A 24,462-nucleotide genomic window follows, 5' to 3' on the forward strand; every position below is an offset into this window, starting at 1 on the left:
TCAGCGAGACCCGACCGTTTCGAGCTTTGCTGCAATTTTCAAACCTGACGCCATCGTGTTGCCAGGCGCCTGGTCTGCCGAGCCCGTTTGCTGGGGTGCCGACAGCTGCGCGAAAGTCTGCTGCTGGCCAAGCCAGGCCAGGTAGTCCTGCTGTGTGTCGACCATAACCACACCGTGCATCAAAGGATGCCCTTGGCCGCAAAGTTCGGCGCACAGGACCTGAAAGGTCCCGGTCTTGGTCGGTGTGAACCAGAAATAGGTGACCGAGCCCGGGATCATGTCCATCTTGGCGCGGAATTCCGGCACATAGAAATCATGCAGCACATCGATCGAGCGAAGCAGCATCTTGACCGGTTTGCCGACCGGCAGATGCAGGTCAGCCGCTTCGACCACGACATCGTCCTGACCATTGGGATCGCTGGCGATCACGCCCAGCGGATTTTCAGCGGTGACGTCGCGGGTATCGGATGTGCCAAGCTTGCCGTCCTTGCCGGGCAGACGGAAACTCCACTGCCATTGCTGGCCGACGACTTCGACGTCGGTTGCGTCGCTCGGGACGTTGACAAACCGGCTCCAGACGAACAGGCCGGGAACCAGCAACGCCGTGACCCCGACCGCGGTGGCGATCGTAAGCCACGATTCGAGCCGCTTGTTCTCCGGTTCGTAGGCAGCCCGGCTCCCGTCCTGATGACGGAAGCGGAAGACGCAATAGGCCATGAATAGAACCACGGCGGCGAAGACGACGCCCGTGATCCAGAAGGTGATAATGATGGTGTTGTCGATATAGTCCCAGTTCGAGGCAATCGGAGTCCACCACCATGGGCTCAGGAGGTGAAACAACACCGAGCCCACGACGATTAAAACGAGTACAAGCGCTACGGCCATGTCCCGTTCCTCCCGGCATTCGAGGGCGCGTGAAGCTGTCCCAGGAAAAACCAAGCGCATCATGCTTGATTTGCGATCGAAATTCCAGAGCCGACTATGGGAGGGGAAAAAAAGCCACTTTTGGTTCAGGATCACGCCAGATCAGCCGCAGGCCTTCATGCTGGAATGGCCTTCCAACCGATGATGATGATGATGATGTGGTCGTGCACGGCGACGCCGAGGCATTGTCCATTCGCCCCGTCGTGTTGCCGCCGTTAGCGGCACCATTTCTCGACGGCGATTGCAATCGCCTTTGTGCAATCGACGAGATCACGCACCGAGACGCGCTCGTTCGGCTGATGCGCCTGCGCCGGATCGCCGGGACCGAAGTTGACGGTCGGGGTGTTGCCAAGGCCGGTCGGCAGGCCGATGTCGCTATGCGCGCCAAAGCCACTCAGGACCGGCGACAGGTTGGCTTGCTTGACGGCCTGCTGGAAGACGCCGACGAAAGGATTGTCCGACGGGATCTCGGCGCAATCCGCATCGAGGATCCACTCGACCCGGGCAGGATGCTGGCGCAGATAGGGATCTGCCTGGCAGACATTGGCGATATGCTCTTCGATTTCGCGCTTGACGTTGCCGCCCAGTTTGAACTCGTCATGCTCGCTTGGCAGATACTGCGCGTCGATGATGATCTCGCCGCGGCCCGCCATGGAGGAGGGATGTTCGCCAGCACTCATCTGGGTGACGATGATCTGGTTCGGCAGATCCATCAAAGGATGGTTCTTCTTCGGATCGAACATCCAGCGCCGGTTGAGAATGTCGATGCCGTCGAGAATTTGCCGGCAAAGCTGGACAGCATCGACCGGACCGCTCGAATACCAGGCATTCGGCGTCAGTTCCGCATGCCCGCCTATGCCGTCGATGATGATCTTTCCCCACAGAATGCCATGACAGAGCGGCGCGATCTTGTTCGCCGTCGGTTCTGTCATGATGCCGGCGTCGGCATGAAAGCCGCGATCGACCATGGCCAGCGACCCCATGCCACCGATTTCCTCATCGACGACGGTGGTGAAGACGACGTCGCCGGAGAGAGGAATGTCGAGTTCCCTGAGGATCTCGACGGCCATCAGCATACAGGCGACGCCACCTTTCATGTCGACCGTGCCGCGACCGTGCAGAAATCCGTCCTTGAGGACTGGTTGGAACGGGTCGGTCATCCAATGGCTGGCGGCGCCCGGCGGGACGACGTCGATATGGCCGGTCAGCATGATGGAGCGTCCGCCGCCGGTGCCCTTCAGGACGCCGCCGAGATTGGGCCTGCCGTCGAACGTCCTGCCCTTGTTGGCGCCGGCGCGCCCCTTGTATTTTTCATAGAGCGCCGGGCCATCCGGATCCCACAGATCGGTCGAGAAGCCGAGCGCCTCCAGGCGCTTTTGCAGATACAGCTGGCAATCACGCTCGCCGGGGCCGGCGTCCTTGGGATTGGATTTCACGATCGAGGGGAAGGCAACGAGATCGCTCAACGTTTCGACGATGCGATCGGCGGTTGCCTCGACGCGCGCGGCAATGATCTCTTCCATGGACGGCATTATGATCTCCAACGTTGGGAAAGTCGGTCGGCGAGAAGGACGAAAACCAGAAGGGCGCCGACAATTCCCACCTGCCAGACCGTGTTGATGTTCAGTTGCAGAAGACCGGTCTTCAGCGTGACCAGCAGCAGGACGGCCGCGAACACGCCACCAACGCCACCACGTCCGCCGGTGATGGCGATGCCCCCAAGCATGGCGGCAGTCAGCGATTCGAGTTCGAGGTTCTGGCCGATATTGGGCCTGCCGCTGCCGAGCCAGGCGATCGAGACGAGACCGGCGGCGCCGGCCAGTGCACCGCTCAGGGAGTAGAGAATGAAGCGAACGCGGTCGACCGGAATGCCGACCAGTCTGGCGGAACGTTCGTTGAAGCCCATCGCGTAGATCCAGCGCCCCCAGGCCGTCGAGAGCAGCACCAGGCCGGCAAGTGCGAAGCACGGAATGGCAAGGGTGAGAAAAGGCACCGGAATGCCCATCACGACGCCGCGCCCCCACAGGAGCAGCCAGGCGGGCACGCCCGCCTGCGCCGCGCCGCCTGTGATGGCGAGCGCTGTACCGGAATAGACGAAGAATGTGCCGAGTGTCGCGATGAAGGGCAGGAGGGCGAGCCCGTTGACCAGCCATCCGTTCAATGCGCCGAGCATCGCGCCGGCCAAAATGCAGACGACGGGCAGCAGAACGGGTGGCAAGCCCAGCTTGAGGGAAAGCATTGCAACGATGGCGGAGAGCGAGACCGCGCCGCCGACCGACAGGTCGATGCCCGCGCCACCGGCCAGGATGACCAACCCTTGTCCAAGTCCAACCAGGGCCAGGATGGTCGAGAATTGCAGGATGGTGGTGACGGTGCCGAGATTATAGACCGAAGGCTTGAGCACCAGCAGGCCCAAGACCACGATCAACCACAGCCCGCACAGCAAGGCCAGGGTGAGGGCCGGGCCCTGCAGCTTCCCGAGCGTCTTCATGCGCGGGCCTGCAGCAGTTGGACCAGAGGGAAGCGGTTGGAAACGGCTTCGAAGCCAAGCACTCCGATGATGAGAATGCCGGTGACGACGGGCTGCCAGAGGGATGGGACACCAATCAGAAGCAATCCGTTTTGGAGAATTCGCAGGAGAAGCACGCCAAGCACGGTGCCGATCAGGCTGCATCTACCGCCCAATATGCTTGTGCCGCCGAGAATGACCGCGGCAATGGCATCGAGCGCCAGCGTGCTGCCGATCGTCATTTCGACATTGCGGTAGGTGGCGACATAGAAAGTGGCGGCAATGCCGGTCAGAACGCCGCTGATGACAAAGGTCATGAAGCGGGTCTTGATCACCGGGATGCCTGACAGCCGCGCCTTTTCCTCCGAATTGCCGATCGCCAGCAAGTGCAACCCATAAGGGGTTCGCCGCAACGCCAGCCAAACGGCCAGATAGGCAATCGCAATCACCAGGGCGGGGACGGGGACGCCAAGCACGGTGGTTGCCAACAGATCGGTGAGGCTCGAGGGCAGGCCGGAAAGCCATTGCCCGCCGAGGAGAACAAAGACAGCGGTGCGGTAGACGCCGAGCAGGCCGAGCGTCCCGACAATCGCCGGAACGCGGCTGATGACGACGACGGTGGCGGTCACACACCCCAGCAGTGCACCGACCAGGGGGCCTGCAACAAGCGCCAGCAGCGGATTGCCGCCGGCACCAAGCACGCGACCGATGGCGATGGCCGCAAGACCCATGACGATGCCGATCGACACATCGATGCCGCCCATGGCGAGCAGCAAGGTCATGCCCAGGCCGATCAGCAGCAGTTCGACGCTGTTGCGCAGGACCGTGGCCGCATTGCCAGAGGTCGCGTAGTGGGGCGATGCGACAGAAAAGAGGATGATCGCCAGCAGACAGGCGACAAGCAGAGACCATTCCCGCCCGTTCATGGAGAAAATACCGTTTCCAATCTGTCGCACCGCGTTCATGCCGGAGCTCAGAAGTTGAACTTGTCGACATTGTCCTTGGTGAAGACGGCCGGCGGCCCGAGCAGCAGAATGCCCTTTGTGGCGTCGTAGGTGACCGGTTTGTCGAGGCCGGCAATCTTGTTTTCCGCCTCGAAGGTCTTGCCGTCGATCAGCTGCTTGCCGGCCCAGACGGTGAGATAGCCAAGCTGCTCGGGATCCCACAGCACGGTGAAGCCAAAGGCGCCGCTCTTGAGGTAGGAGCGTGCTGTGTTCGGGCTGCAATAGCCCGCGCCGATGACGGAGCCGATCTTGCCGGCGGTTTCGATTGCCTGGGCAACGCCCGGGCATGTCGAGGATGCGACGGCGATAATGGCCTTGATATTGGGGTTGGCGGCCATGAGATCGCCGGAGATCTGCGCGGCACGCTCGGCGGTGCCACCGGCGAACTGCGGCGCGAGCAGCTTCAGTTTCGGATACTTGGCGGCGGCTTCTTTCTGCATGAAGCCGATCCAGGCATTGAGATTGGATGCCGTCGCTTCGCCGGAAACGATGCCGATCGTTGCGTCCTCGCCAACGCGCTTGACGAGCTCGTCGACGATGGTCGTGCCGAGGCCTTCGTCGGTCGCCTGGGCCACATACACCGCGCGGCCGCTGTCGGGCGCATCGCTGTCGCTGGTGAACAGCTTGATGCCCTTTGCCTTGGCGCTCTCGACAACGGGGGCGATGCTGGAGGCATCGAGGACGCTGACCGAGATCGCCTCGACGCCCTGATCGATCAGGTTCTGGACGATCTGCAACTGGTCGACCGGATTGGTGTCGACCGGACCGGAATAGATGAAGTCGACGCCCAGATCCTTGGCGGCGCGATTGCCGCCGGCTTCCATGGCGTTGAAATAGGGGATGCCGATCAACTGCGGGACGAAGGCGACCTTGTGCTTGTCCGCGGCGTGCGCTGCCGTCGCAACAACGAGTGACAGTGCGGAGGCTGCGAGCACTTTCTTGACCTGTGAAAGCATTGTGGTTTGATCCTCTCTGGAAATGACGTGCGTTTCAGTTTGTTTTTTCGAGCGCCCGCACGTCGGGATGGGCGCCTGTTATGAGCGAAACGACTTCCTCGTGATTGGTCTCGGCGGCCAGCCGTTCGGCCACCTTGCGGCCGCGCCGGAACACCACGATGCGGTCGGCAACCTCGAAGACTTCGGAAATGTTGTGGCTGATGAGAACAACGGCACAGCCGCGCGCGGCGAGCCGCCGGGTCAGCGCCAGAACCTTGCGTGTCTCGGCGACGGCAAGGGCTGCCGTCGGCTCATCCATGATGACCAGCCTGGCATTGAGATTGAGCGCCCGGCAGATGGCCACAGCCTGGCGTTGGCCGCCCGACAGGCTGCCGACGGGTGCTTCCGGATCGGAAATATGGGCGTCGAGTTCTTTCAGCAGGCAATCGACGCGCTGCCGCATTTCCTTACGCTTGAGAAAAGGAATGCCAAAAATGGAGCGTTTCAATTCGCGGCCGAGAAAGACATTTTCGGCAATCGACAGGTTCTCCGAGAGCGCCAGTTCCTGGAAGATCGTGGCGATCCCCGACGACGCTGCATCCTTGGGCGAGGAAAAAGCCACCGGACTGCCCTCGATGACGAGTTCGCCATCGCTGGGCGGATGAGCGCCGGCCAGGATCTTGATGAAGGTCGATTTGCCCGCGCCGTTGTCGCCGAGCAGCGCCAGCACCTCGCCGGAGCGAATTTCCAGGTCGACATTGGCAAGCGCAGTCAGCGCGCCAAAGCGTTTGGCGATGTTCCTTGCCACAAGAAACGGTTCGGTCATGGCGGTTCCCCGGCGACTACGGTTGGCTAGACGGCCTTGCTGACCCAGCGAAGCACGTTGGTCCACAGGCGGGCGTAGCCGGGCCATTCGACAAAGCTGTTGGGCAGCCAGTGCGGGCCGATATCCGACGTCCAGACCAGCGTGCGCCCTTCGCCATGACGTCCGGTGACCAGCAGGGGATGATTGCCCTGGTCCTGCGGCAGCCGCGCCAGAACCTCGATATCGTCCCGATCGCGGGCAATGACCTCGTTAGCGCCGAGCAGCAGCGGCCAGTCACCTTCGATGCCGGCAAAAATCGGATGATCCCTGGGGCCAGTGATCGAAGGCCGGAACCCTTCGGGAATTTCAAGCCGGTCATCGTTGGGAAGGCAGGTCACCGGCAAGGCATCCTCCACAGCCGTGCGATGCCAGCGGGCCTTGCCGTCGATGCCCTGGAAGCTGAAGTAGCCACCGATCATGATCAGACCGCCGCCAGCCAGCGTCCAGTCGCGCAGCAGCTTGAGCCGGTTGGGGACGGTCTTGCCGTGCAGCCAGACATCGGGATGGAGCAGGAGCGAGTTCGCACCAATGTCGGACAGGATGATCGCCTTGTATTGCGACAGGCCCTCCATGGTGAAAGGCAGCTTCTCGACAGCCTCGTGGGCGGGCATGTAGTCGAGATCGAATTCACTGTCTTTCAAGGCGTCGACCAGAGGCGTTGCCCCGAGATGAAAGGTGACGCTGCCGAACTGATCGAACCCCTTGTAGTGGGTCGCCGAACTCACCCAGCTCTCGCCGACCAGAAGGACCTTTGTTTTCGCCATGATCATATTCTCCTGATGTCGTCACTGGGACGGCTGTCTGCGGATGTCTAAGCGTCAATAAGCCATTGATTCAGCTTGCCATCATGGCGTTGTTCGCCAGGGCGGCAGCCTTCAGTGTCGCAAAGTCCGCGATGTATCCCTGCGCGCCTTCGACCGTTGTCGTCAGGCTTGCGCCAATCGCCGCATGGCGGGCGGCATCGGCCAGCGGCGCGCCATGCAGCCACAGGCTGAGGAAGATGCCGGCAAAGCTGTCGCCGGCGCCCGTGGCATCGACGCGATTGACGGGCAGTGCCGGCACCTCGATCTGCGGGCCGCCGTTTGCCGGAAACACGACCGCGCCAAATTCGCCGAGGGTGAGCACAACCGTTCCGCGCCGCTTGATGCGTGACAGCATCAGCCGCACCTCCTCGATCATTGTCGCCATCCGGGAGCGGAAGTCGAAAATCTCCCGCATCATCACGTCGTTGATGAAGGTCAAGTCGATCTGCCTGACCATCTGCGTGAAGGTTTCCGGCGTGCGCGCGCTTTTGGGCAGGCCGGCCGAATGCAGGCTCACCTTCCATCCGGCATGGTGAAAGCGCCCGATGGAAGCGGTCATCGTTTCATAGTGAAAGCCCTCGATGTGAAGGCAGGCCGGACGTTGCTCGGGCTGGATATCCAGATTGGCGGTCAAATCGACCTCGCCAAGCTCAAACGGTTCGCTGATGATCGTGCGGCTGCCATTGCGCTCGATGATCACGATCGCCTGCGAGAGGCGGTTGTTGGGCGTGCTGCGGATCGGCAGGGCGTGGACGCCCAGTTTCGAAAGCGCGCCGAGCGCCCAGTCGCTTTCGGCATCCTCGCCGACCGCTGTCGCCAACTCGACGTCAAGAGCGTAGGGCGCTCCGACACCGGCGGCAGCAACAGCGAGATTGGCCGCAGGCCCGCCCAACGCCTTTTCGATATGGCTGGCGGTGATCCGGTCGTCGCGATGCGGCAATACGTCGACCCGGCACAGGAAGTCGACGCTCACCCGGCCAGCAACGAGAAGCCTTGGCAGATGGTCGAGATTTTTTGGCCTGCGCGGCGCGCGGCCCGGCAGCGAGCGCGCAAACGAGCTCGGCCGGTACATCAGCGTGGCAACCGCCTTCTCGATGCGGTCGCGCGTGCCGTCCTTGAGGCCGGCCGTCCCATTGATGAAGTTCGACACCGTTCCGATGGAAACACCGGCGGTTCGTGCGACATCCGCTATGGTTGGGCGCTTGCGTTGCAATTGCCTGGTTCCGATTGAAGCGTTTCAAACGGTAACAGCGGAAATGCCGCCCCTCAACGAAACTGTCTTCTAAAGAATGGGAGATTGTTCCTCTTTATTAGAAGATTGTCCCGAATGATGGCTTATTCGGAGATCGTTCTTTCCGAAGTTGAACAATTTTCAAATTTTCGGCAAAAAAGATTGTGCATGCGAATTTTCTGCACCTTATTCAATCGGCGAGGCCCGTTCGGGCATTGGCGCAGGTCCGATTGTCGCGCAATGGATCACGCCGGGTGGGCGCGTTGGCGACCGGCTTTCTTCTCAATGGCCTGGAAACAGCAATGCCGCCGGGCTAGCCCGGCGGCATTTTCTTTGACTGCAGTCGTTCGGGACGCGATGCCTACGGCGTCGCCTCCGCTTGAAGTGCGGCGGCCGCTTGGTCAATCTTGTCGGCAAGGACGCCCTCGGCCCAAGTCGTGACCTCGGCGTCGACGGGCTTGTTGGCCATCTCCGTCAGCGCCGCGTTGAGCGACGCCGGATCGGTGCCGACCGTTGCCGCCTTAGCGTCCGCCTCGGCCTGGGCCGCCTTCGCATCGGCGGCGTCGACAACGTCCTGCTGAGCGGTGATCTGATCGTTCAGAGCCTGGATTTGTGCAGTCGTGGCGGACGGATCCGCCTGCAGCTTGGTCAGATCTGCCTTCAGGCCATCCAGTTCGGCCTGGGCGGCTTCTGCCGTCGCGTCAGCCGCGGCAGCTGCGGCCTCGGCGTTCTGGGCTATCGCGGACTGCGTCACGAAGGCCTGAATGGCAGCGAACTTCTTGCTCTTGGAGTTCATGTAGGCGTTGATGTTGCGCTGCAGCGAGTTCAGCCGCCCAAGCTTGGCATGGATGTTCTTGTCCTTGGGCACGGACTTCGTATTGACCGTGATATCGGTCGTCGTGTCCGTTTCCGCCTTGGCCACCTTTCCTCGGGCCGACGCAGACTTGCCATGCGAGGCCCCGCTCTTGCCATTGCCGTTGCCGCCGGCGTTGCCATTGCCACCGCCATTGCCGTTGCCGCCAGCATTGCCGCCGCCGTTGCCGTGCCCGTTGCCGCCTCCGGCGAGCGCCGGAGACGCCAGAAGCGCCAATGCGGCAAGCGCCGCGAAAAGAGTTTTTCGGTTTGTCATGGTGTCTCCTCGGGGAATCGCCACCTGCGCCCAACCGCTAGAGCAGCGTCGTATGAGGAATTACTAAATGTGCGGAGTAAACTTTAGACAAAAGCGGTTTCAATCCGCGAGCCTGGCACTCGCGTTGGCCTTAACTATTTGATATTGCATATAAATATACCGCCTCGGCACTGAAGTCCCATGCCGGCCAGACCATGGTCCTAGTTGCCAACCAGCGGTACTACAGCGGTCGTCGACTGATTTGTCGGAAAGGGGCGTTGAAAACCAGGGAAGTCGGTGACGAAAGCACAGGTCCCGGCCAGATGCGCGATGCTGAAGCCGCCGCTTTGCGGATCGGTGGCAGTCCGGAGACCGCTGCGATTTCTGCGTCGCCATCGACTGGATGTCGGCCTGGTCAGCGTATTCTGGAGCAGCGGCGGTCGCCGCCCTAGATCAGCAGCAGGCCTTTCATGCTGGAATGGCCTTTCCGCCCGATGATGATGTGATCATGCACGGCGATGCCCAGTCGCTTGGCCGCGTCGACAATCTCCTTGGTCATCTCGATGTCGGCGCGCGATGGCGTCGGGTCGCCCGACGGGTGGTTGTGGACCAGAATGATCGCGGTCGCCGAGAGGTCGAGCGCGCGCTTGATCACCTCGCGCGGGTAGACAGGCGTGTGGTCGACGGTGCCGACCTGTTGCACCTCGTCGGCGATCAGCGCGTTCTTCTTGTCGAGGAACAGGATGCGGAACTGCTCGCGCTCCTCGAACGCCATTGCCGAGCGGCAATAGTCGAGAAGCTGCGTCCATGAGGAAAGGACTTCGCGGCCACGGACCTCGCCGCGCGCCATGCGCTGCGCGGTCGCCGCGACGACCTTAAGGTCGAGCGCCACAGCCGGGCCAATGCCCTTGACCTCCTGCAGCAGGCCAACCGGGGCGCCAAGCACTTCAGCCAGCGTACCGAAGCGCGCCAGCAATGCCTTGGCGACCGGTTTGGTGTCGGCGCGGGGGATCAGGCGAAAGAGCAGAAGCTCCAGCAGTTCATAGTCGGGCAGGGCGTCTGGACCGGCGATGGCAAAGCGCTCGCGCAAGCGGTCGCGATGGCCGAGATAATGCGGCTTTTCCTCGCTCGGCTTGGCCTTCGCAGGAGGCCGGATCGGCACTTCGGAGAAGAAGCCTCGCTCGTCGTCGCTTCCTGTCCCCACAAGCTGCTCCGCATTTTTCTGGCCGGAAGAACCGGCGGAACGAGTTTAAGCCGGCAGGCCGGGGCGGTCGAGCTTGTTGGGCGACAGCGTGAAAATCTCGCAGCCGGTGTCGGTCACGCCGATCGTATGCTCATACTGGGCCGACAGCGAGCGGTCACGCGTCACAGCGGTCCAGCCGTCCGACAGGACCTTCACATGCGGGCGGCCGAGATTGATCATCGGCTCGACGGTGAAGATCATGCCGGGCCGCATCTCGACGCCTTCATTGGCGCTGCCATAGTGCAGGATGTTCGGCGCGTCATGGAAAAGCTGGCCGACACCGTGGCCGCAGAAGTCGCGCACCACCGAGCAACGCTCAGCCTCTGCATAGGTCTGAATGGCGGCGCCGATGGCGCCGGTGCGGGCACCGGGCCGGATCGCGGCGATGCCGCGCATCAGGCATTCATGAGTGACCTCCAGCAAGCGCTCGGCGGCGCGCTTGATTGTGCCGACCGGGTACATGCGCGAGGAATCGCCGTGCCAGCCATCGAGGATATAGGTGACGTCGATGTTGACGATGTCGCCATCCTTGAGCGGCTTGTTGTCGGGGATGCCATGGCAGACGACATGGTTGATCGAGGTGCAGGACGATTTGGTATAGCCGCGATAGTTGAGCGTCGCCGGCAACGCGCCATGGTCCATGCCGAACTCGAAGACGAAGCGGTCTATGGCTTCGGTGGTGACGCCGGGCTCGACTATCGGCACCATCTCGTCGAGGCAGCGCGCGGTGAGATCACATGCCTTGCGCATGCCGGCAAAGCCTTCCTCGCCGTAGAGGCGGATCTGGCCGGTGTTTCTGAGTGGTGCCGTGGCGGCGTCGAGATAGGTGACCATTTTGTCCGTATAGCCGGTAGGGCGCTGCAAGAGAGCCAACGTGAAAATCTCCCCAGATTTGGCACTTGAAGGCAAAAGGTTCAAGGAAGAACTGCCTGATGCAGCCGCGCACTTCGGGATATTCGCCTGTATGGAGTGATGTCTTGCCGGTTTTTGCCCGGCTTGCTTTCCTTTCCGGCCATCCTGCGTTAGGGCGAGTGATGTTTTCGAGACGTCCCTTCACGGCGGCCAAGCGTTCCAGATTGCTTGCAGCGCCGCTGACGGCGGCCTGCTCATGCCTGATGGGCATGGTGCTGCTGGCGATGCTGTGCCTCGGCCGCCCGGACGTGCCAGCCTTCGCGGGCGCCGCGCACGGCGGTGCCAGCGTCGGTCTGGAACGGTCTGGCGAGGTGGCGGCGCTGCTGCGTGTCTCCGGCAAGGCGCAAGCGCTGGAAGTTCGCGCCGTTCGACCGGCCGTGGTCAAGTTCGCCAGCGGCCATCCCGCCTTGCCGATTCTCGACGCTGTTTTTCTTTGGGTTGAGCGGGCTTCGCCGAAAGCGGTTGTTTCGAGATATGGAGCGCCGTCGGGCCCCAGCGCAAATGCCCACCAGCCGCGTGCACCGCCGACCATCGTGGCCTGAGCGGTCCAGACCCGCACCTTCACCTTATAGCTATCCCTGTTCGCGTCGTGACCGTGCGGCGGCTGTCAGCCGCGCACCGGTTGCGCGGCGCGCCATTTCCGGACCATTTCAATGCAACGCATCAAGACATTCAAAACCCTGTCGCGCGGGGCCTCGGCTGCCACGTTCCTCTCCGTCCAGGCGCTCATCTGCATCGGCACCGTCTATTGGGCGGTCGCCGAGACGCTCGGCCTGTCGGCAATGGCGGCACTCGTTCTCGGCGGCATCTTCGCCGTGCCGACGGCATTTGTGCTGATCAAGGCCGTTCGCATGGCTTTCGACGCGGAGACAGATCCGGCGAACCAGTGAGCCCGATGTCGCCCAAAAGCGCGCAGCGGTTTTGGGACGACGGCATGCATGAAACAGAGACTCAAAGCGCGTCGCAGACGGCCGCGCTTTGACAGCTCTTGGCCTCGTCATGGCGCGGTGGTTCCTGACCGCAGTGACGACACATTTCTGCGCCAAAGCCGGTCAAAGCAACTTTTGACGACGAACGGCGTTGCGTCGGTTGATGCCGGTTCGGGAGATATGGAATGGACAGACTGCAATTCGAGGTGCCGGTGCGGATCGCACCCGCGCCCGGCCTGCCAGTCGAGGAGATTTATGGCGTCGAACAGGCGCTCGATATTCTCCAGGACTGGCCTGTGCGCCGTCAGGGCCCGATCTATCAGAAGGCGTTCAATGCCTGCTTCGGCGCCACGGTGGACGTGGTCAAGACCGAGGAAGCCTGCCGGGCGTTCATGGCGTTTTGTCGTGCCAGCGGTTTAATGGCCAAGGACATGATGATGCCGCGCAAGCGTGGCGGTGAGGCGAGAACGCTGCAGGCCTGAAGGCCGTCGACCGCTTCGTCCGTCCGTTTGAAACGCCAACGATCGCCTTTGAACCCACACGGCGATGTCGTGATCGGACTGTTGCGTCCGATTGCACGAAGCTGCGTCAATGTCTGCGTCGTTAAGCTTCCGTTTCCACCTTCGCGGCTACGCCAGTGCTTGTTCAGCAATGGTTGATTCGTTGCGTCAGTTCATGGTTCGGAAGATGTCTCCAGAAAAAGTCCGTGCGTTCCCCATCGACCGTCAGGTATTTTTGGTCAGAGAGGTTGCCGCCAAGCTCGGCAATCTGCATGGCGAGCCGGCCACCTCGTTCTGGAGGGCAAAGGCGTCGGAGTTGCTCGATCTCGTTGTCGGATCCGGCCGGGACAGAACTGCCGCCAGCGATGAAGTGCGCAGGTTCTTCCTGGCCGTGCAGAGGGAAATGTCGGCCGGCGCTAACGCTGAGTCGACACCAATTCTTTCCGCCTGAGAGCAAAACCGCTCTACAAGGTTACGCTCTTTTACGCCAAATGCGCGTAAACGGTGTCAGTTGCCGCGACCGTGCGACGATGCCGATAGCTCCGCCAGACGGACTTGGTGTCAGTTTGCCGGCGCACAAATCTTGTCGCGAACACAGGCCGTCCGATCCATGCTCCATGGCGGATCACTGGCCGCCCGTCGTCGCCGTTGCGCTGTTAGCGAATGGTAAACTATCCCCCGCTTTTGTTCTTCTGGCTGCCTTGCACAGGCTTCGAACAGCCAACGAACCTTTCTTTTGCAAACCAATAGCTTACTGATCAAAAATGAACTGAACTTTTTAGCCATTCGTTCATACATGCGTGTTTTCTAATCCATCTCATGGTCTTCAGTGGCTTTACCCGAATTTGGCTTATAGCGAACGGCATATGCCGGGGTACGAACGCTAATGTTGCCACCATTTTCGCCCTGACCTTGCCGATCGTTGTCGGCGCCGCAGGCTTCGGGGTGGAGACCTCCTACTGGTATTACAACAGCCTGAGACTGCAGGCGACGGCCGATGCCGCGGCCTATGCCGGCGCGCTCGAACAGATCTCAGGGTCCGACAAGCCGACAATCGTCGCGGCCGCGACCCAGTCGGCAGCGACAAATGGGCTGGGCTCCGGGACGATCGTCGTCAATACGCCACCAGCGTCCGGTCCGAATACGGCGAAGAAGGCGGTCGAGGTTATTGTCCGCCAGAACCTCGACCGGATGTTCACCGCAATCTTTACGCAGGGCCAGGTTCCCGAACAGGCGAGGGCGGTGGCCCTCATCATCAATGCCTCGAAGTCCTGCATGACCGCGCTCGATCAGACCGCCTCGCAGGCGGCGTTGTTTTCCGGCAACACCACCGTGAAGGTCACCGGCTGCGTGATCATGTCCAATTCAAACGCCACGGACTCCATCCAGCTTCAGGGCTCGGCGAGCCTCCAGGTCGATTGCCTGATAGCGGCGGGCGGCGTCTCTCTCAGCAATCCCGTCACCACCGTCTGCGCGGCCCCGATCACCCAGGCGCTGCCTGCCGCCGATCCATTTGCCGACCTGCCGACCCCGGCGGCCTCCAATCCTTGCCAGAACGACAACAAGGCGACGCTGAGCCCAGGCACCTATTGCAGCGGCATGACGCTGAAGGGCAATGTCACCCTCTCGCCCGGCGTCTATGTCGTTCAGGGCGATCTCAAGATAAACGCCAACGCGGCCATCATCGGCAGCGGGGTGACCATCTTCATGTCGGGCAGTTCGACCGTCAGCATGAATGGCACCGCCTCCGTGAAGCTCAGCGCGCCGACCTCGGGCGCCTATTCCGGTGTGCTGTTCTACGGCGACAGGACCGGCAACAGCGCATCCAGCACATTCAACGGTACGGCGGATTCGCTGCTGACCGGGGCCATTTACTTCCCCAAACAGCGAGTGAACTATCTAGGCAACTTCTCGGGCAACAGCGGCTGCACCCAGGTCGTAGCCAATACGATTCAATGGTCCGGCAGCACAACCATCAACCAGGATTGCACGAGCCTCGGAATGCGCGACATTCCGGCGGCGCAGTCCGTGGCGCTGGTAGAGTAGCCTCCGTGGAACGCCCATCGACTCCGATGCTGAGCGATGATGCGGGCGTTGCCTCGGTCGAGTTCGCGATGGTCCTGCCCTTCCTGTGCCTGGCGTTGCTCGGTATCATCGACGGCTGGTCTTACATGACGAGCTCGCTGTCGATGCGCGCCGGTGTGAAGACCGCAGCGAATCTTATCATGGCAGGATCGACCAATGATACGGCGACCCAGGCCGTTGCCATTTCAAGCTGGGAGAAGCGGCCGGCGGATGGCCAGGTCACGCTAAGCCGGATCTACAAGTGCGGGACGACCGTGGTCGGCGCTGCCACATTGTGCAGTGGGCCGAAGGTGCCATCGGTCTATGTCCAGATCCAGGCATCGGCAACCTGGACGCCGCCCTTCACCTTCGGAGTCTTTTCCGCCCCCAGTGTCATTGGCCACCAGGAGGTGATCCGTGTCCGCTAGGGCAGGCGCGTTCAGGTGGGATCGATCCGGCGGGGCAGGGTTGGAATTCGCGCTGATCGCGCCCTTCCTCATCATCCTGCTGTTCGGGATCTTCGCCTTCGGCTGGTCGATGAACTCCGTGTCCAGCGTTCGCTATGCGTTGGAGACATCATCACGCTCGCTGCAGCTTCAGAACACGCTGACCCAGGCCGACATCCAAACGATCGCCACACAGAAATTGCAGGCCTTGGGTTTGAAGGATGTGAATGTCACGATCGCCATCGATCCGGCGAGCGGTGGCTTCCGCATGGCGCATCTGACCGCCACCTATGCCTTCGTCATCGACTTCCCCTACCTCAGCTCCTACCCGATCAACTACGCGACCACCGTTACCGTGCCGCTGGTCGGCAGCTAGGCATGTGGCCTGCCTGGGTGTGGGCTTTGGCGGTCAAGTGACGCAAGCCTGGTCACTTGCTATTCAGGGATCATCGGAAGTCAGGGACACGGTGGCGGCAGGCCGCCGAAGACGCGGTTGCCGTCAACGCCGGTGTCAACAAGGCCCAACTTGACCCATTGTGTTGCCGGGCGCTTCATTATCTGCAGGGCACTTTGAACACTCCAGAACTCAATGAATTGGCAAGCCTGTTGGGGGCAGACAAGCTCTCGTATCGACTCCGGTCGAAGAGAATTCCGCAATAGTCAGGCAACCACTTCAAGATTTTTTCTATGGGACCGTCTGTCACTCGTTCGTTGGTAACCTGCAATGCGATGCGCCTAAGGGAGACACCAGGGCCAAAAGTCGCCTCGAGGTTGCGAGGGTCGACCTCTTTCACCGACTTTGGGTCGGAAAGATCATCAAAAGTCAGGAGTTGCGGGTAATAAATGTACGGTACGAAGCCTGTCCCACGCTTGGTGTCCAATGCACTGAAAATCTGGGAATTTGTGGCGCCCTTCTGGAAATGGAAGGAAACGACCGCGCGCTCGGCCTCATCTTGGGCGCGAATCACCGCGAAGAGATATCTGCCAGGCGAGACCTCCACGAAGGACGCTTCCCCTCTGATCTCGCTATGAATACCGCCCGCCGCTGAAATCGGGATCCATTTCGGCTCCGTGTTGGCGTAGATTGCAACGGTGCTGCCGCCTGTTTTGGTGCCGGCCGGAGTGTCGACCTCCAGCACGAGCTTCTGATGCCATTCCCAGCTTCTGAATCCAAGCAGTCTCGGACCCAGGAACCAGATAGCAAGAGCGGCGGCGACAACAATGGCGATAGTCTTGTTGCTACGTGTCAACAGCAGGCCTCCGCCGATAGTCACCCAATTCGACTATAGATTCGATTCATGAAGGAAGACTTGGGTCGGCGCCGGCAGCCGTGCCTATGCCGCCATCAAGCGCAATGGCGTCGCTGGCCTCGCGCCCAAAGCCAGGATCGGACGCCCGCTGTTCGCAGGCGTGTATTTGCCGGATATTCGACACATCCGAACAAACGACAACAAGTGCTTGAAATCTCTGGTACGCCCAAGGGGAATCGAACCCCTGTTACCGCCGTGAAAGGGCGGTGTCCTGACCGCTAGACGATGGGCGCGCTCAGATGAAAGCGGCTTATACTGACGTTGCGCGCAACCGGCAACCCGTCAGTTGCCGCCTTGGACAACTTTTTTCCAGCCTTTTCAATCAGGGATTTCGCCAGGTCCGGCATGGTTCCGGTATCCCGCGAGCCATGCCGCGTGGCCGGCCTGCAAATCTGGGCAGAATGGGTAAGACTAGCCGTCGCCGCCGCTGCGCCTACGGCAGCGCCAGTTCCAGTCGCGCTCGGGGCCGACGTCGACGTGCACGGATTCGGTGTGGCAGTAGGTGCCGACGCCGCCGCGGCCCGGCATGGTCCTGATGTAGCTCGCCAGCTCCCATTTCGAAACGCCGGGGACCTGGATGTCGGCAGCGGCGCAATACATGTGCAGCGAATTCTTGGCGCCATTGGCGCGGCGGTTGCGGGCCGGGTCGCGATAACCCGAGGTCACCACCATCTTGCGGCCGTAATGGCCTTCGATCGTCTTCAGCACCCGAACCAGCGACGGCTTCAGGCAAGCCACATCGACGCTTTCGTTCTGCTTGAGCAATCCGTTGGGCGCCAGTCGGGCAAGGCCGGCGGCGGACGCAACCTGATAGGAGCCGCCGATCGGACCCTCGTCCTCATTGAGGTCGACGTCGCTCTCATCATCGAGGCCGGACTTGCGCTTGATCTCGAACAGGGCCGTCTGGCGCACGCCGGGCAGTGCATCGCTACCGGTTATGTGGCCGGTATCGCCGCCGATCGAAGCCAGTTGCACAGGTTTTGCCGTGGAACTGGCCGAGGCCAGCGTGATGATCGGTTTTGCCGCTGCTGGCTCCGGCTTGGCTTGCGCCGCGGGCGACTCGCCCGACCTTGTGTTGATAAGCGGCGCCGGTGCTGCCGAAGCGGGCGTGGCGCCAAACATCGAGGCCAGGAAGCCCCTTTTCTTCGGCGCGTCGGCCTGCGGCATCTCACCTGCCGTCACATAGACCGGATTGTCCATCGCCGGAGCAGCTGTCGGCTTCGGCGCGTTCACGCCGGCATCGGCGGCGGCAATCTGTTGGGAAACCGCGTCGGTCTGCTGCGCCGTCTGCGCCGGCTGCTGCAGGGATTGCGGGGTGTTGCCGGCGATCGTCTCGGTGCCTGTCGGCGTGGTCAGCGGAAAGGCGGCCTGCGGCTTGGCTATCGGAACGTAGGCGACCTTCTCGGGAAGCGCAGTATCGCTCGCCGTCATCACGATCGTCTGCTCGGTCGTGGTCTGCGTCGAATCGACGACAGCAGTCGACTTGCCACTCGAGGCAGCGCTTATGTCCGATGCAGTGGCATTGTAGCCGGGCATTCCAACCGACATTGTCGGGTCGCCGGCCGAGGTGCAGGAAGCCAGAAGCACAGAGCAGAGCGCTGCCACGACGGCGCGGCGTTCTCCCTTTGCGAGGCTCCAACCTGCTGGTTTCAAACTCAAATTCCCCCTCGATGTCCGGTCGGTATATCCTCGTGCAGCACTGACGTCAGCGCCGAGGTGACCTTTGTCTCCGATCCGGAAACGAGACCTGTGTCAAATCCGCAAGCCTGGAAGTATATTTGAAGAGATTGCCGAATTACGACTGCTTGATGGTTGACGACACCATTTCGCCCGCTTTTACCGGCCCGTCAACTCACCAGACATTACAGTCCGTTACACACGCACTTTCACATAGGTGCCGGGAGCATCTCCCAAGGTTTTCATATGCTTGCCGGGTTTGCGGGCCGGCACGCGGGTGTTGTCCTTGGCCTCTATCCAGTTTTGCCAGTGCGGCCACCAGGATCCGGGATGGTCGGTGGCCTTGGCTATCCACTGGCCGAAGTCGCCCGTCGGCGTCCCCCCGGTCCAGTACTGGTACTTATTGGATGCCGGTGGATTGACGACTCCGGCGATATGGCCCGATCCCGCCATCACGTAGTCGACCTTGCCGCCGAAGTATTTCGAGCCGAGGAACACGGAAAGTGCCGGCGCGATGTGATCTTCCTTGGCGGCGAGGTTGTAGATCGGGATGGTGATATCCCCGAGTGAGACCGTGTGCCCCGCCAGTTCCATCATGCCTTGCGACAGGTTGTTCTCGAGATAGCAGTTGCGCAGGTAGAAAGAATGATTGGCCGCGCCCATGCGGGTCGAATCGGCATTCCAGTAGAGCAGGTCGAAGGGCAGGGGATCCTTGCCACGCATGTAGTTGTTGATGACATAGGGCCAGATCAGGTCACCGGAGCGCAGCATGTTGAAGGCGGTCGCCATCTTGGTGCCGTCGAGGTAGCCCTTTTCGCTCATCGACTTTTCCACCGCCGTGACCTGCTCCTCGTCGACGAACACTTTCAGGTCGCCGGCGTGGGTGAAATCGACCTGCGTGGTGAAGAAGGTGGCCGATTTGATGCGGTCGTCACCCTCTTGCGCCATCAGCGCCAGTGCCGCCGCCAGCAGCGTGCCGCCGACGCAATAGCCGATCGCGTTGACGTCGCGTTCGCCGGTGGCCTTCTCGATCGTGTCGAGGCCGTATTGCAGGCCCTCGCGGATATAGGCTTCCCAACCCTTGGTGCCGTGGCGCTCGTCGGGATTGATCCAGGAGATGACGAACACGGTGTGGCCCTGTTCGATCGCCCAGCGGATGAAGGATTTCTGCGGGTTGAGGTCGAGGATGTAGAACTTGTTGATCCATGGCGGGCAGATCAGCAGCGGCCGCTTGAGCACAGTCTCGGTCGCCGGATCGTACTGGATGATCTCGGCGACATCGCTGCGGCCGACCACCTTGCCGGGGGTGGTGGCGATGTTCCTACCGATCTCGAAGGGCGAGTAGTCGGCCTGGCGCAGCTTCAGGTCGCCTTTGCCAGCGGCGATGTCCTCGGCCAGCATCTTCATGCCGCGCACCAGGTTTTCGCCGTTCGAGGCGACGGTTTCGCGAAACAGTTCCGGATTGGTCAGGATGAAATTCGACGGCGAGATGGCGTTGGCCACCTGCTTCACGTAGAAGCCGGCCTTGTGGCGGGTGTGTTCGTCCAGGCCATCGGCGTGCTCGACCAGGTCGGCCGCCCAGCGCGAGGTGACGAGATAGGCCTGCTTGAGAAAATCGAAGAAGGCGTTTCGGCCCCATTCGGGATCGAGGAAGCGCTTGTCGCCACGCTCCGGCTTGACGGCATCCTCCGTAGCTTCCGCGGCGTTGCTGGTACGCTGAATGGCGTTGGCCCAGACGGACATATAGCCGGAGAACAGCCGCGTCTGCGCTTCCAGCGCGCGCTGCGGATCGGACAGCCAGTATTCGCTGAGCTTGGAGAAGGTCTTGACCATGTCGACCACCGGCTCGGCGACGTGATCGCGCACGTCGCCTTTTTCGCGCGGCTCGGCCCATGCGGAGGCCGCCTTGCCGGCTTGCTCGATCATGCGCGCCATGTTCAGGGCGAAGCGTTCCGGGTCCTTCACCAGATATTGCTCGACGGTCGAAGGCTCGTCATCTTCCGCTTTGCCCGAATCGGGTGTTTTGGACATGGTTCGCGGGGTTCCTCCCGAGGCCTTTTCTTGACATATTAACATGGGACATCCGACCGGGTCCAATCTCGCTCTACCCCGGCTGCCAAGGAAACAATATGACGATTAACATTGGCGAGACTGTTTTTTTCGGTGCTGGACGTTTTTGCCGCATCGGTGCGGCAATCGTCGTGCTGGCGATTGCCGGATGCTCGAGCACCAGCGGCACGACGTCGGTCGCGGCGGGCACCGGTCCGAAGGATACCGGGACCTTTCCGAACCTGAACATCAAGCCGCAAGTGGCGGCGCCGCAGTTCACCGATGCCGAGAAGAACGCCAAGCTTGCGCAATTGAAGGCGGATGAGAGCGCGCAGGGGGCAAAAAACGCCAGCCCCGACGTGGCCGACCAGGCGGCGCTCACCGATCTCGCCAAAAAGCATGGCGACGAAACACTGAAGCAGATCGAAGGCAAATGCGACCCCGCCCTCGACCCTACCTGCAAATAAGTATATAGCGCGCGCCCAAAGCCTCAGATATCTGGGCCCCCTTTCGCTGTCTGGAACTGCCATGGAAGAATTTCACAAGGTTCGTCGGCTTCCGCCTTACGTCTTCGAGCAGGTCAACCGGCTCAAGGCCAGCGCCCGTTCGCGCGGCGCCGACATCATCGACCTCGGCATGGGCAATCCGGACCTGCCGACGCCCAAGGCCATCGTCGACAAATTGTGCGAGGTCGTGCGCGATCCGCGCACACATCGCTATTCCTCGTCGCGCGGCATTCCGGGCCTGCGCCGCGCCCAGGCCGCCTACTATAGCAGGCGCTTTGGCGTGAAGCTCAACCCCGACACGCAAGTGGTGGCGACGCTCGGCTCGAAAGAGGGCTTCGCCAACATGGCGCAGGCGATCACCGCCCCCGGCGACGTGATCCTGTGCCCCAATCCGACCTATCCGATCCACGCTTTCGGCTTCATCATGTCGGGTGGTGTCATCCGTTCGCTGCAGGTGGAGCCGGACGACGGTTTCATTCCGGCGCTCGAGCGTGGCGTCCGTCACTCGATCCCGAAGCCGCTGGCGCTGATCCTCAACTATCCGTCGAACCCGACGGCCCTGGTCGCTTCGCTCGATTTCTACAAGGACGTGGTGGCGTTTGCGAAGAAGAACGACATCATCATCCTGTCCGACCTTGCCTATTCGGAGATCTATTTCGACGGCGATCCGCCGCCCTCGGTGCTGCAGGTTCCAGGCGCCATCGACGTCTGCGTCGAGTTCACCTCGATGTCGAAGACGTTCTCCATGCCCGGCTGGCGCATGGGCTTCGCCGTCGGCAATGAGCGGCTGATCTCGGCGCTGACGCGGGTGAAGTCCTATCTCGACTATGGCGCCTTCACGCCGATCCAGGTTGCGGCAGCACACGCGCTAAACGGCGACGGCGCCGACATTGCCGAGGTGCGCGACATCTATCACAAGCGCCGCGATGTGATGGTCGACTCCTTCGGCCGCGCCGGCTGGGCCATTCCGGCACCCGCGGCATCGATGTTCGCCTGGGCGCCGATCCCGGAACCGTTCCGGCATCTCGGCTCGCTCGAATTCTCCAAGCTGCTCATCGAACATGCCGACGTGGCGGTGGCGCCCGGTGTCGGCTTCGGCGAACATGGCGACGATTTCGTGCGCGTGGCGCTGGTTGAGAACGAGCACCGGATCCGGCAGGCGGCGCGCAACATCAAGCGCTTCCTGTCGAGCAGTGCAAAGCAACCCAACAATGTGGTGCCGCTTTCCGCTCACCGGTAAGTTTGCCGTACACAATTTGATCGAATTTTGAGGACGTCGCCGGCCATGGCTGAAGCACTGCGTGTTGGAATTGCCGGCCTCGGCACGGTCGGCGCGTCGGTGGCGCGCGTGCTGCGCGACAAAGCGGCGGAACTGACCCGGCAATGCGGACGCGACATCGTCGTCACCGCGGTCTCGGCACGCGACCGGAAACGCGATCGCGGCGTCGATGTCAGCTCGGCAAAATGGTTCGACGATCCGGTCAAGATGGCGCAGACCGCCGATATCGATGTGCTCGTCGAGTTGATCGGCGGCGACGAGGGCCCGGCGCGGTCGTCGGTGAAGGCGGCACTCGAAGCCGGCCGTCACGTCGTCACAGCCAACAAGGCGCTGCTGGCCAAGCATGGCGTGGCGCTGGCCGAAATCGCCGAGAAGCGCGGCGTCCTGCTCAACTACGAGGCGGCGGTTGCCGGCGGCATCCCGGTCATCAAGACGATGCGCGAGGCGATGGCCGGCAATTCGGTCACCCGCGTGTTCGGCATTCTCAACGGCACCTGCAACTATATCCTGACCCGCATGGAGGCCGAGGGCATCTCGTTCGACGCCTGCCTGAAGGACGCGCAGCGGCTCGGCTATGCCGAGGCCGATCCGACCTTCGACATCGAGGGTCACGACACGGCGCACAAATTGTCGATCCTGACCAGCCTTGCCTTCGGCACCAGGATCGCCGCCAACGATATCTACATGGAAGGCATTTCCAACATCACCCAGGCCGATATCCGCGCGGCCGGCGATCTCGGCTACCGGATCAAGCTGCTGGGTGTCGCGCAGCGCACCGACAGCGGCATCGAACAGCGCGTGCACCCGACCATGGTGCCGACCGCCTCGGTCATCGCGCAGGTGCATGGTGTCACCAATGCGGTGGCGATCGAGACCGATATACTGGGCGAACTGCTGCTTTCCGGTCCGGGCGCCGGCGGCAACGCCACTGCCTCGGCCGTCATCGGCGACATCGCCGATATCGCCAAGAGCCGGCCCGGCTTCCAGCACGGTCCGGTCTTCGGCCGGCCGGCCAAGGAGCTGAAACCCTACAAGAAGGCACAGATGCGCAGCCATGCCGGCGGCTACTTCATCCGGCTGACCGTGCATGACCGCATCGGCGTGTTTGCCGCGATCGCCAAGCGCATGGCCGACAATGACATTTCGCTCGAATCGATCGTCCAGCATGCGGTCAATGGTGAAGCGGCGGCGCAGAAGACGGTGATCCTCGTCACCCACGAGACGACCGAAGCCGCCGTGCGCAAGGCCGTCGACGGCATCACCAAGGATGGCCATCTGACCGACAAGCCGCAGGTCATTCGCATCGAGCGGGCAGGATAGCTCCCGTCTGGTCGCCGCGCCGAGGCAAAAATCCCGCCGGTATTGCGCGTCAGTTGATGGCAATGAGCCACGACCCGACCGGAACGAATTGGCGTCGCCGCCGTTCTCTTGGTCAGCAACCAAAGGAACCGCTTCATGGCCGATACCAGCAAATCCGATAACCCCCACATCGACGACATCCAGAAAACGCTGGAAAAACAGATCGCTGAACTGCGCAAGGAGATCACGAAGATCAACAAGAGCATTTCGGCGCGGGGTGCGGAAATGCTCGATGACGCCAGCGAGCAGGCTTCGGATTTCTACGAAACGGCCGCAGCCCGCGCGTCGCGGACCACTCAGCAGTTGCGCAGCCAGGCCCAGGCAGTGTCGGAAGTCGCGCGCGAAAACCCCGGTACGACGACCGCCGTGGTCGGCGTGATCGGTCTGCTCGGCTTTCTGGCCGGTCTAGCCATTGGCCAGTCGATGAACGACACGCAGCAGCGCCGCTGGTATTGATCGCGTCGTGACGGAACCGGCCCCGCCGGCTCATTTCTCTGTTTTCAAAAACATCATTTCCAGGAGGGCATTATGGCTTCATCCATGTTGATCGGCATCCTGATCACATTCCTCGTCATCATCCTCGTTCTCTATCTGGTTCAGCGTCTGCCGCTCGACGCCCGGATGAGACAGATCGCCCAGATTATCGTCATCATCATCGGCATCATTTCCCTGCTCAAATATCTTGCGGTTTTCTAGGCCAGAAGGGTATCGAGTTTCACTTTTCAAGCCGGCCCGGTTCTTTGCGACCGGGCCGGCTTCGTTTCAAGAATGCGATTTAATCGATTGATATTGCTGGCTATTTGATAAAA

General features: G+C 61.7%; 27 protein-coding genes and 1 tRNA gene. 12 read left to right on the top strand and 16 right to left on the bottom strand.

Going from position 1 to position 24,462, the window contains the following annotated elements:
- From AC1D10_RS33165 to map, 11 genes are all read right to left on the bottom strand, one after another.
- Positions 1-885, bottom strand: a complete 885-nt coding sequence (locus AC1D10_RS33165) for a cytochrome c oxidase subunit II (RefSeq protein ID WP_477279297.1) — start codon at positions 883-885, stop codon at positions 1-3.
- A gap of 254 nt (positions 886-1,139) precedes the next feature.
- The gene (locus AC1D10_RS33170; RefSeq protein WP_477279176.1) at positions 1,140-2,456 is read right to left on the bottom strand and encodes a M20 family metallopeptidase; all 1,317 of its coding nucleotides are present in this window, start codon (positions 2,454-2,456) and stop codon (positions 1,140-1,142) included.
- The gene (locus tag AC1D10_RS33175) at positions 2,456-3,415 is read right to left on the bottom strand and encodes an ABC transporter permease (protein WP_477279178.1); all 960 of its coding nucleotides are present in this window, start codon (positions 3,413-3,415) and stop codon (positions 2,456-2,458) included. The genes AC1D10_RS33170 and AC1D10_RS33175 overlap by 1 nt, the downstream gene beginning before the upstream one ends.
- Positions 3,412-4,359 (bottom strand): ABC transporter permease, encoded by a 948-nt coding sequence (locus AC1D10_RS33180; protein ID WP_477279180.1) that lies wholly within the window; start codon positions 4,357-4,359, stop codon positions 3,412-3,414. The genes AC1D10_RS33175 and AC1D10_RS33180 overlap by 4 nt, the downstream gene beginning before the upstream one ends.
- A 47-nt stretch (positions 4,360-4,406) precedes the next feature.
- A complete protein-coding gene (locus tag AC1D10_RS33185; protein WP_477279182.1) occupies positions 4,407-5,393 on the bottom strand; it encodes an autoinducer 2 ABC transporter substrate-binding protein in 987 nt (328 codons plus the stop codon).
- A 34-nt stretch (positions 5,394-5,427) separates the two neighbouring features.
- Positions 5,428-6,198, bottom strand: a complete 771-nt coding sequence (locus AC1D10_RS33190; RefSeq protein ID WP_477279184.1) for an ATP-binding cassette domain-containing protein — start codon at positions 6,196-6,198, stop codon at positions 5,428-5,430.
- Between the two features lie 26 nt (positions 6,199-6,224).
- Positions 6,225-7,001: a glutamine amidotransferase gene (locus tag AC1D10_RS33195; RefSeq protein WP_477279186.1), complete on the bottom strand. Its 777-nt coding sequence runs from the start codon at positions 6,999-7,001 to the stop codon at positions 6,225-6,227.
- 70 nt (positions 7,002-7,071) lie between these two features.
- The gene (locus tag AC1D10_RS33200; protein WP_477279188.1) at positions 7,072-8,253 is read right to left on the bottom strand and encodes a carbohydrate kinase family protein; all 1,182 of its coding nucleotides are present in this window, start codon (positions 8,251-8,253) and stop codon (positions 7,072-7,074) included.
- Between the two features lie 379 nt (positions 8,254-8,632).
- Positions 8,633-9,400: a hypothetical protein gene (locus AC1D10_RS33205; protein WP_477279190.1), complete on the bottom strand. Its 768-nt coding sequence runs from the start codon at positions 9,398-9,400 to the stop codon at positions 8,633-8,635.
- A gap of 427 nt (positions 9,401-9,827) precedes the next feature.
- Positions 9,828-10,583 carry a RadC family protein gene (gene radC, locus AC1D10_RS33210; RefSeq protein WP_477279192.1) on the bottom strand — a complete coding sequence of 252 codons (756 nt, stop codon included), beginning with the start codon at positions 10,581-10,583 and terminating at the stop codon, positions 9,828-9,830.
- Between the two features lie 45 nt (positions 10,584-10,628).
- Positions 10,629-11,456 carry a type I methionyl aminopeptidase gene (gene map, locus AC1D10_RS33215; protein WP_477279299.1) on the bottom strand — a complete coding sequence of 276 codons (828 nt, stop codon included), beginning with the start codon at positions 11,454-11,456 and terminating at the stop codon, positions 10,629-10,631.
- A 200-nt stretch (positions 11,457-11,656) separates the two neighbouring features.
- Here map and AC1D10_RS33220 point away from each other — a divergent pair, with 200 nt between their 5' ends.
- The 7 genes from AC1D10_RS33220 to AC1D10_RS33250 all read left to right on the top strand — a co-directional run bounded on the left by AC1D10_RS33220 (position 11,657) and on the right by AC1D10_RS33250 (position 15,849).
- Positions 11,657-12,076, top strand: coding sequence for a hypothetical protein (locus AC1D10_RS33220; protein WP_477279194.1), 420 nt, complete (start codon positions 11,657-11,659; stop codon positions 12,074-12,076).
- A 111-nt stretch (positions 12,077-12,187) separates the two neighbouring features.
- Positions 12,188-12,424 carry a hypothetical protein gene (locus tag AC1D10_RS33225; protein ID WP_477279196.1) on the top strand — a complete coding sequence of 79 codons (237 nt, stop codon included), beginning with the start codon at positions 12,188-12,190 and terminating at the stop codon, positions 12,422-12,424.
- A 224-nt stretch (positions 12,425-12,648) separates the two neighbouring features.
- Positions 12,649-12,945, top strand: coding sequence for a DUF982 domain-containing protein (locus tag AC1D10_RS33230; protein ID WP_477279198.1), 297 nt, complete (start codon positions 12,649-12,651; stop codon positions 12,943-12,945).
- 109 nt (positions 12,946-13,054) lie between these two features.
- Positions 13,055-13,414 carry a DUF6074 family protein gene (locus tag AC1D10_RS33235; RefSeq protein ID WP_477279200.1) on the top strand — a complete coding sequence of 120 codons (360 nt, stop codon included), beginning with the start codon at positions 13,055-13,057 and terminating at the stop codon, positions 13,412-13,414.
- A 368-nt stretch (positions 13,415-13,782) separates the two neighbouring features.
- On the top strand, positions 13,783-15,009 hold the full coding sequence (locus AC1D10_RS33240) for a pilus assembly protein TadG-related protein (RefSeq protein ID WP_477279202.1): 1,227 nt from the start codon (positions 13,783-13,785) through the stop codon (positions 15,007-15,009).
- 5 nt (positions 15,010-15,014) lie between these two features.
- Positions 15,015-15,455 carry a TadE/TadG family type IV pilus assembly protein gene (locus AC1D10_RS33245; protein ID WP_477279204.1) on the top strand — a complete coding sequence of 147 codons (441 nt, stop codon included), beginning with the start codon at positions 15,015-15,017 and terminating at the stop codon, positions 15,453-15,455.
- The gene (locus tag AC1D10_RS33250) at positions 15,445-15,849 is read left to right on the top strand and encodes a TadE/TadG family type IV pilus assembly protein (protein ID WP_477279206.1); all 405 of its coding nucleotides are present in this window, start codon (positions 15,445-15,447) and stop codon (positions 15,847-15,849) included. The genes AC1D10_RS33245 and AC1D10_RS33250 overlap by 11 nt, the downstream gene beginning before the upstream one ends.
- Positions 15,850-16,027: 178 nt before the next feature.
- Here the strand turns inward: AC1D10_RS33250 and AC1D10_RS33255 are convergent, their stop codons facing one another.
- The 5 genes from AC1D10_RS33255 to AC1D10_RS33275 form a co-directional block, all read right to left on the bottom strand.
- Positions 16,028-16,723, bottom strand: a complete 696-nt coding sequence (locus tag AC1D10_RS33255; protein ID WP_477279208.1) for a hypothetical protein — start codon at positions 16,721-16,723, stop codon at positions 16,028-16,030.
- A 218-nt stretch (positions 16,724-16,941) separates the two neighbouring features.
- Positions 16,942-17,016, bottom strand: a tRNA-Glu gene (locus tag AC1D10_RS33260).
- The gene (locus tag AC1D10_RS33265) at positions 17,002-17,130 is read right to left on the bottom strand and encodes a hypothetical protein (protein WP_477279210.1); all 129 of its coding nucleotides are present in this window, start codon (positions 17,128-17,130) and stop codon (positions 17,002-17,004) included. Before AC1D10_RS33265 ends, AC1D10_RS33260 begins: the two co-directional genes overlap by 15 nt.
- 64 nt (positions 17,131-17,194) lie before the next feature.
- Positions 17,195-18,442, bottom strand: a complete 1,248-nt coding sequence (locus tag AC1D10_RS33270; RefSeq protein WP_477279212.1) for a YcbK family protein — start codon at positions 18,440-18,442, stop codon at positions 17,195-17,197.
- Between the two features lie 213 nt (positions 18,443-18,655).
- On the bottom strand, positions 18,656-20,491 hold the full coding sequence (locus tag AC1D10_RS33275) for a PHA/PHB synthase family protein (protein ID WP_477279214.1): 1,836 nt from the start codon (positions 20,489-20,491) through the stop codon (positions 18,656-18,658).
- A gap of 98 nt (positions 20,492-20,589) precedes the next feature.
- On the opposite strand from AC1D10_RS33275, the gene AC1D10_RS33280 reads away from it, so the two are divergent.
- From AC1D10_RS33280 to AC1D10_RS33300, 5 genes are all read left to right on the top strand, one after another.
- Positions 20,590-20,976 (top strand): hypothetical protein, encoded by a 387-nt coding sequence (locus AC1D10_RS33280; RefSeq protein WP_477279216.1) that lies wholly within the window; start codon positions 20,590-20,592, stop codon positions 20,974-20,976.
- A 61-nt stretch (positions 20,977-21,037) separates the two neighbouring features.
- Positions 21,038-22,255: an LL-diaminopimelate aminotransferase gene (locus tag AC1D10_RS33285; RefSeq protein ID WP_477279218.1), complete on the top strand. Its 1,218-nt coding sequence runs from the start codon at positions 21,038-21,040 to the stop codon at positions 22,253-22,255.
- Positions 22,256-22,300: 45 nt separating this feature from the next.
- Positions 22,301-23,614 (top strand): homoserine dehydrogenase, encoded by a 1,314-nt coding sequence (locus AC1D10_RS33290; protein ID WP_477279220.1) that lies wholly within the window; start codon positions 22,301-22,303, stop codon positions 23,612-23,614.
- A gap of 135 nt (positions 23,615-23,749) precedes the next feature.
- Complete coding sequence (locus AC1D10_RS33295; protein ID WP_477279222.1) at positions 23,750-24,109, top strand: hypothetical protein; 360 nt, start codon at positions 23,750-23,752, stop codon at positions 24,107-24,109.
- A 72-nt stretch (positions 24,110-24,181) separates the two neighbouring features.
- Positions 24,182-24,349, top strand: coding sequence for a Thivi_2564 family membrane protein (locus AC1D10_RS33300; RefSeq protein ID WP_258593979.1), 168 nt, complete (start codon positions 24,182-24,184; stop codon positions 24,347-24,349).
- Positions 24,350-24,462 lie beyond the last annotated feature (113 nt).

The organism is Mesorhizobium sp. P2_A8, assembly GCF_056404935.1.

Coding starts and splice junctions, on each gene's coding strand:
- AC1D10_RS33165 (WP_477279297.1), bottom strand. CDS start 885: ATGGCCGTAGCGCTTGTACTCGTTTTAATCGTCGTGGGCTCGGTGTTG.
- AC1D10_RS33170 (WP_477279176.1), bottom strand. CDS start 2,456: ATGCCGTCCATGGAAGAGATCATTGCCGCGCGCGTCGAGGCAACCGCC.
- AC1D10_RS33175 (WP_477279178.1), bottom strand. CDS start 3,415: ATGAAGACGCTCGGGAAGCTGCAGGGCCCGGCCCTCACCCTGGCCTTG.
- AC1D10_RS33180 (WP_477279180.1), bottom strand. CDS start 4,359: ATGAACGGGCGGGAATGGTCTCTGCTTGTCGCCTGTCTGCTGGCGATC.
- AC1D10_RS33185 (WP_477279182.1), bottom strand. CDS start 5,393: ATGCTTTCACAGGTCAAGAAAGTGCTCGCAGCCTCCGCACTGTCACTC.
- AC1D10_RS33190 (WP_477279184.1), bottom strand. CDS start 6,198: ATGACCGAACCGTTTCTTGTGGCAAGGAACATCGCCAAACGCTTTGGC.
- AC1D10_RS33195 (WP_477279186.1), bottom strand. CDS start 7,001: ATGGCGAAAACAAAGGTCCTTCTGGTCGGCGAGAGCTGGGTGAGTTCG.
- AC1D10_RS33205 (WP_477279190.1), bottom strand. CDS start 9,400: ATGACAAACCGAAAAACTCTTTTCGCGGCGCTTGCCGCATTGGCGCTT.
- map (WP_477279299.1), bottom strand. CDS start 11,456: ATGGTCACCTATCTCGACGCCGCCACGGCACCACTCAGAAACACCGGC.
- AC1D10_RS33220 (WP_477279194.1), top strand. CDS start 11,657: ATGTTTTCGAGACGTCCCTTCACGGCGGCCAAGCGTTCCAGATTGCTT.
- AC1D10_RS33225 (WP_477279196.1), top strand. CDS start 12,188: ATGCAACGCATCAAGACATTCAAAACCCTGTCGCGCGGGGCCTCGGCT.
- AC1D10_RS33230 (WP_477279198.1), top strand. CDS start 12,649: ATGGACAGACTGCAATTCGAGGTGCCGGTGCGGATCGCACCCGCGCCC.
- AC1D10_RS33235 (WP_477279200.1), top strand. CDS start 13,055: ATGTCTGCGTCGTTAAGCTTCCGTTTCCACCTTCGCGGCTACGCCAGT.
- AC1D10_RS33240 (WP_477279202.1), top strand. CDS start 13,783: ATGGTCTTCAGTGGCTTTACCCGAATTTGGCTTATAGCGAACGGCATA.
- AC1D10_RS33265 (WP_477279210.1), bottom strand. CDS start 17,130: ATGCCGGACCTGGCGAAATCCCTGATTGAAAAGGCTGGAAAAAAGTTG.
- AC1D10_RS33275 (WP_477279214.1), bottom strand. CDS start 20,491: ATGTCCAAAACACCCGATTCGGGCAAAGCGGAAGATGACGAGCCTTCG.
- AC1D10_RS33280 (WP_477279216.1), top strand. CDS start 20,590: ATGACGATTAACATTGGCGAGACTGTTTTTTTCGGTGCTGGACGTTTT.
- AC1D10_RS33285 (WP_477279218.1), top strand. CDS start 21,038: ATGGAAGAATTTCACAAGGTTCGTCGGCTTCCGCCTTACGTCTTCGAG.
- AC1D10_RS33290 (WP_477279220.1), top strand. CDS start 22,301: ATGGCTGAAGCACTGCGTGTTGGAATTGCCGGCCTCGGCACGGTCGGC.
- AC1D10_RS33295 (WP_477279222.1), top strand. CDS start 23,750: ATGGCCGATACCAGCAAATCCGATAACCCCCACATCGACGACATCCAG.
- AC1D10_RS33300 (WP_258593979.1), top strand. CDS start 24,182: ATGGCTTCATCCATGTTGATCGGCATCCTGATCACATTCCTCGTCATC.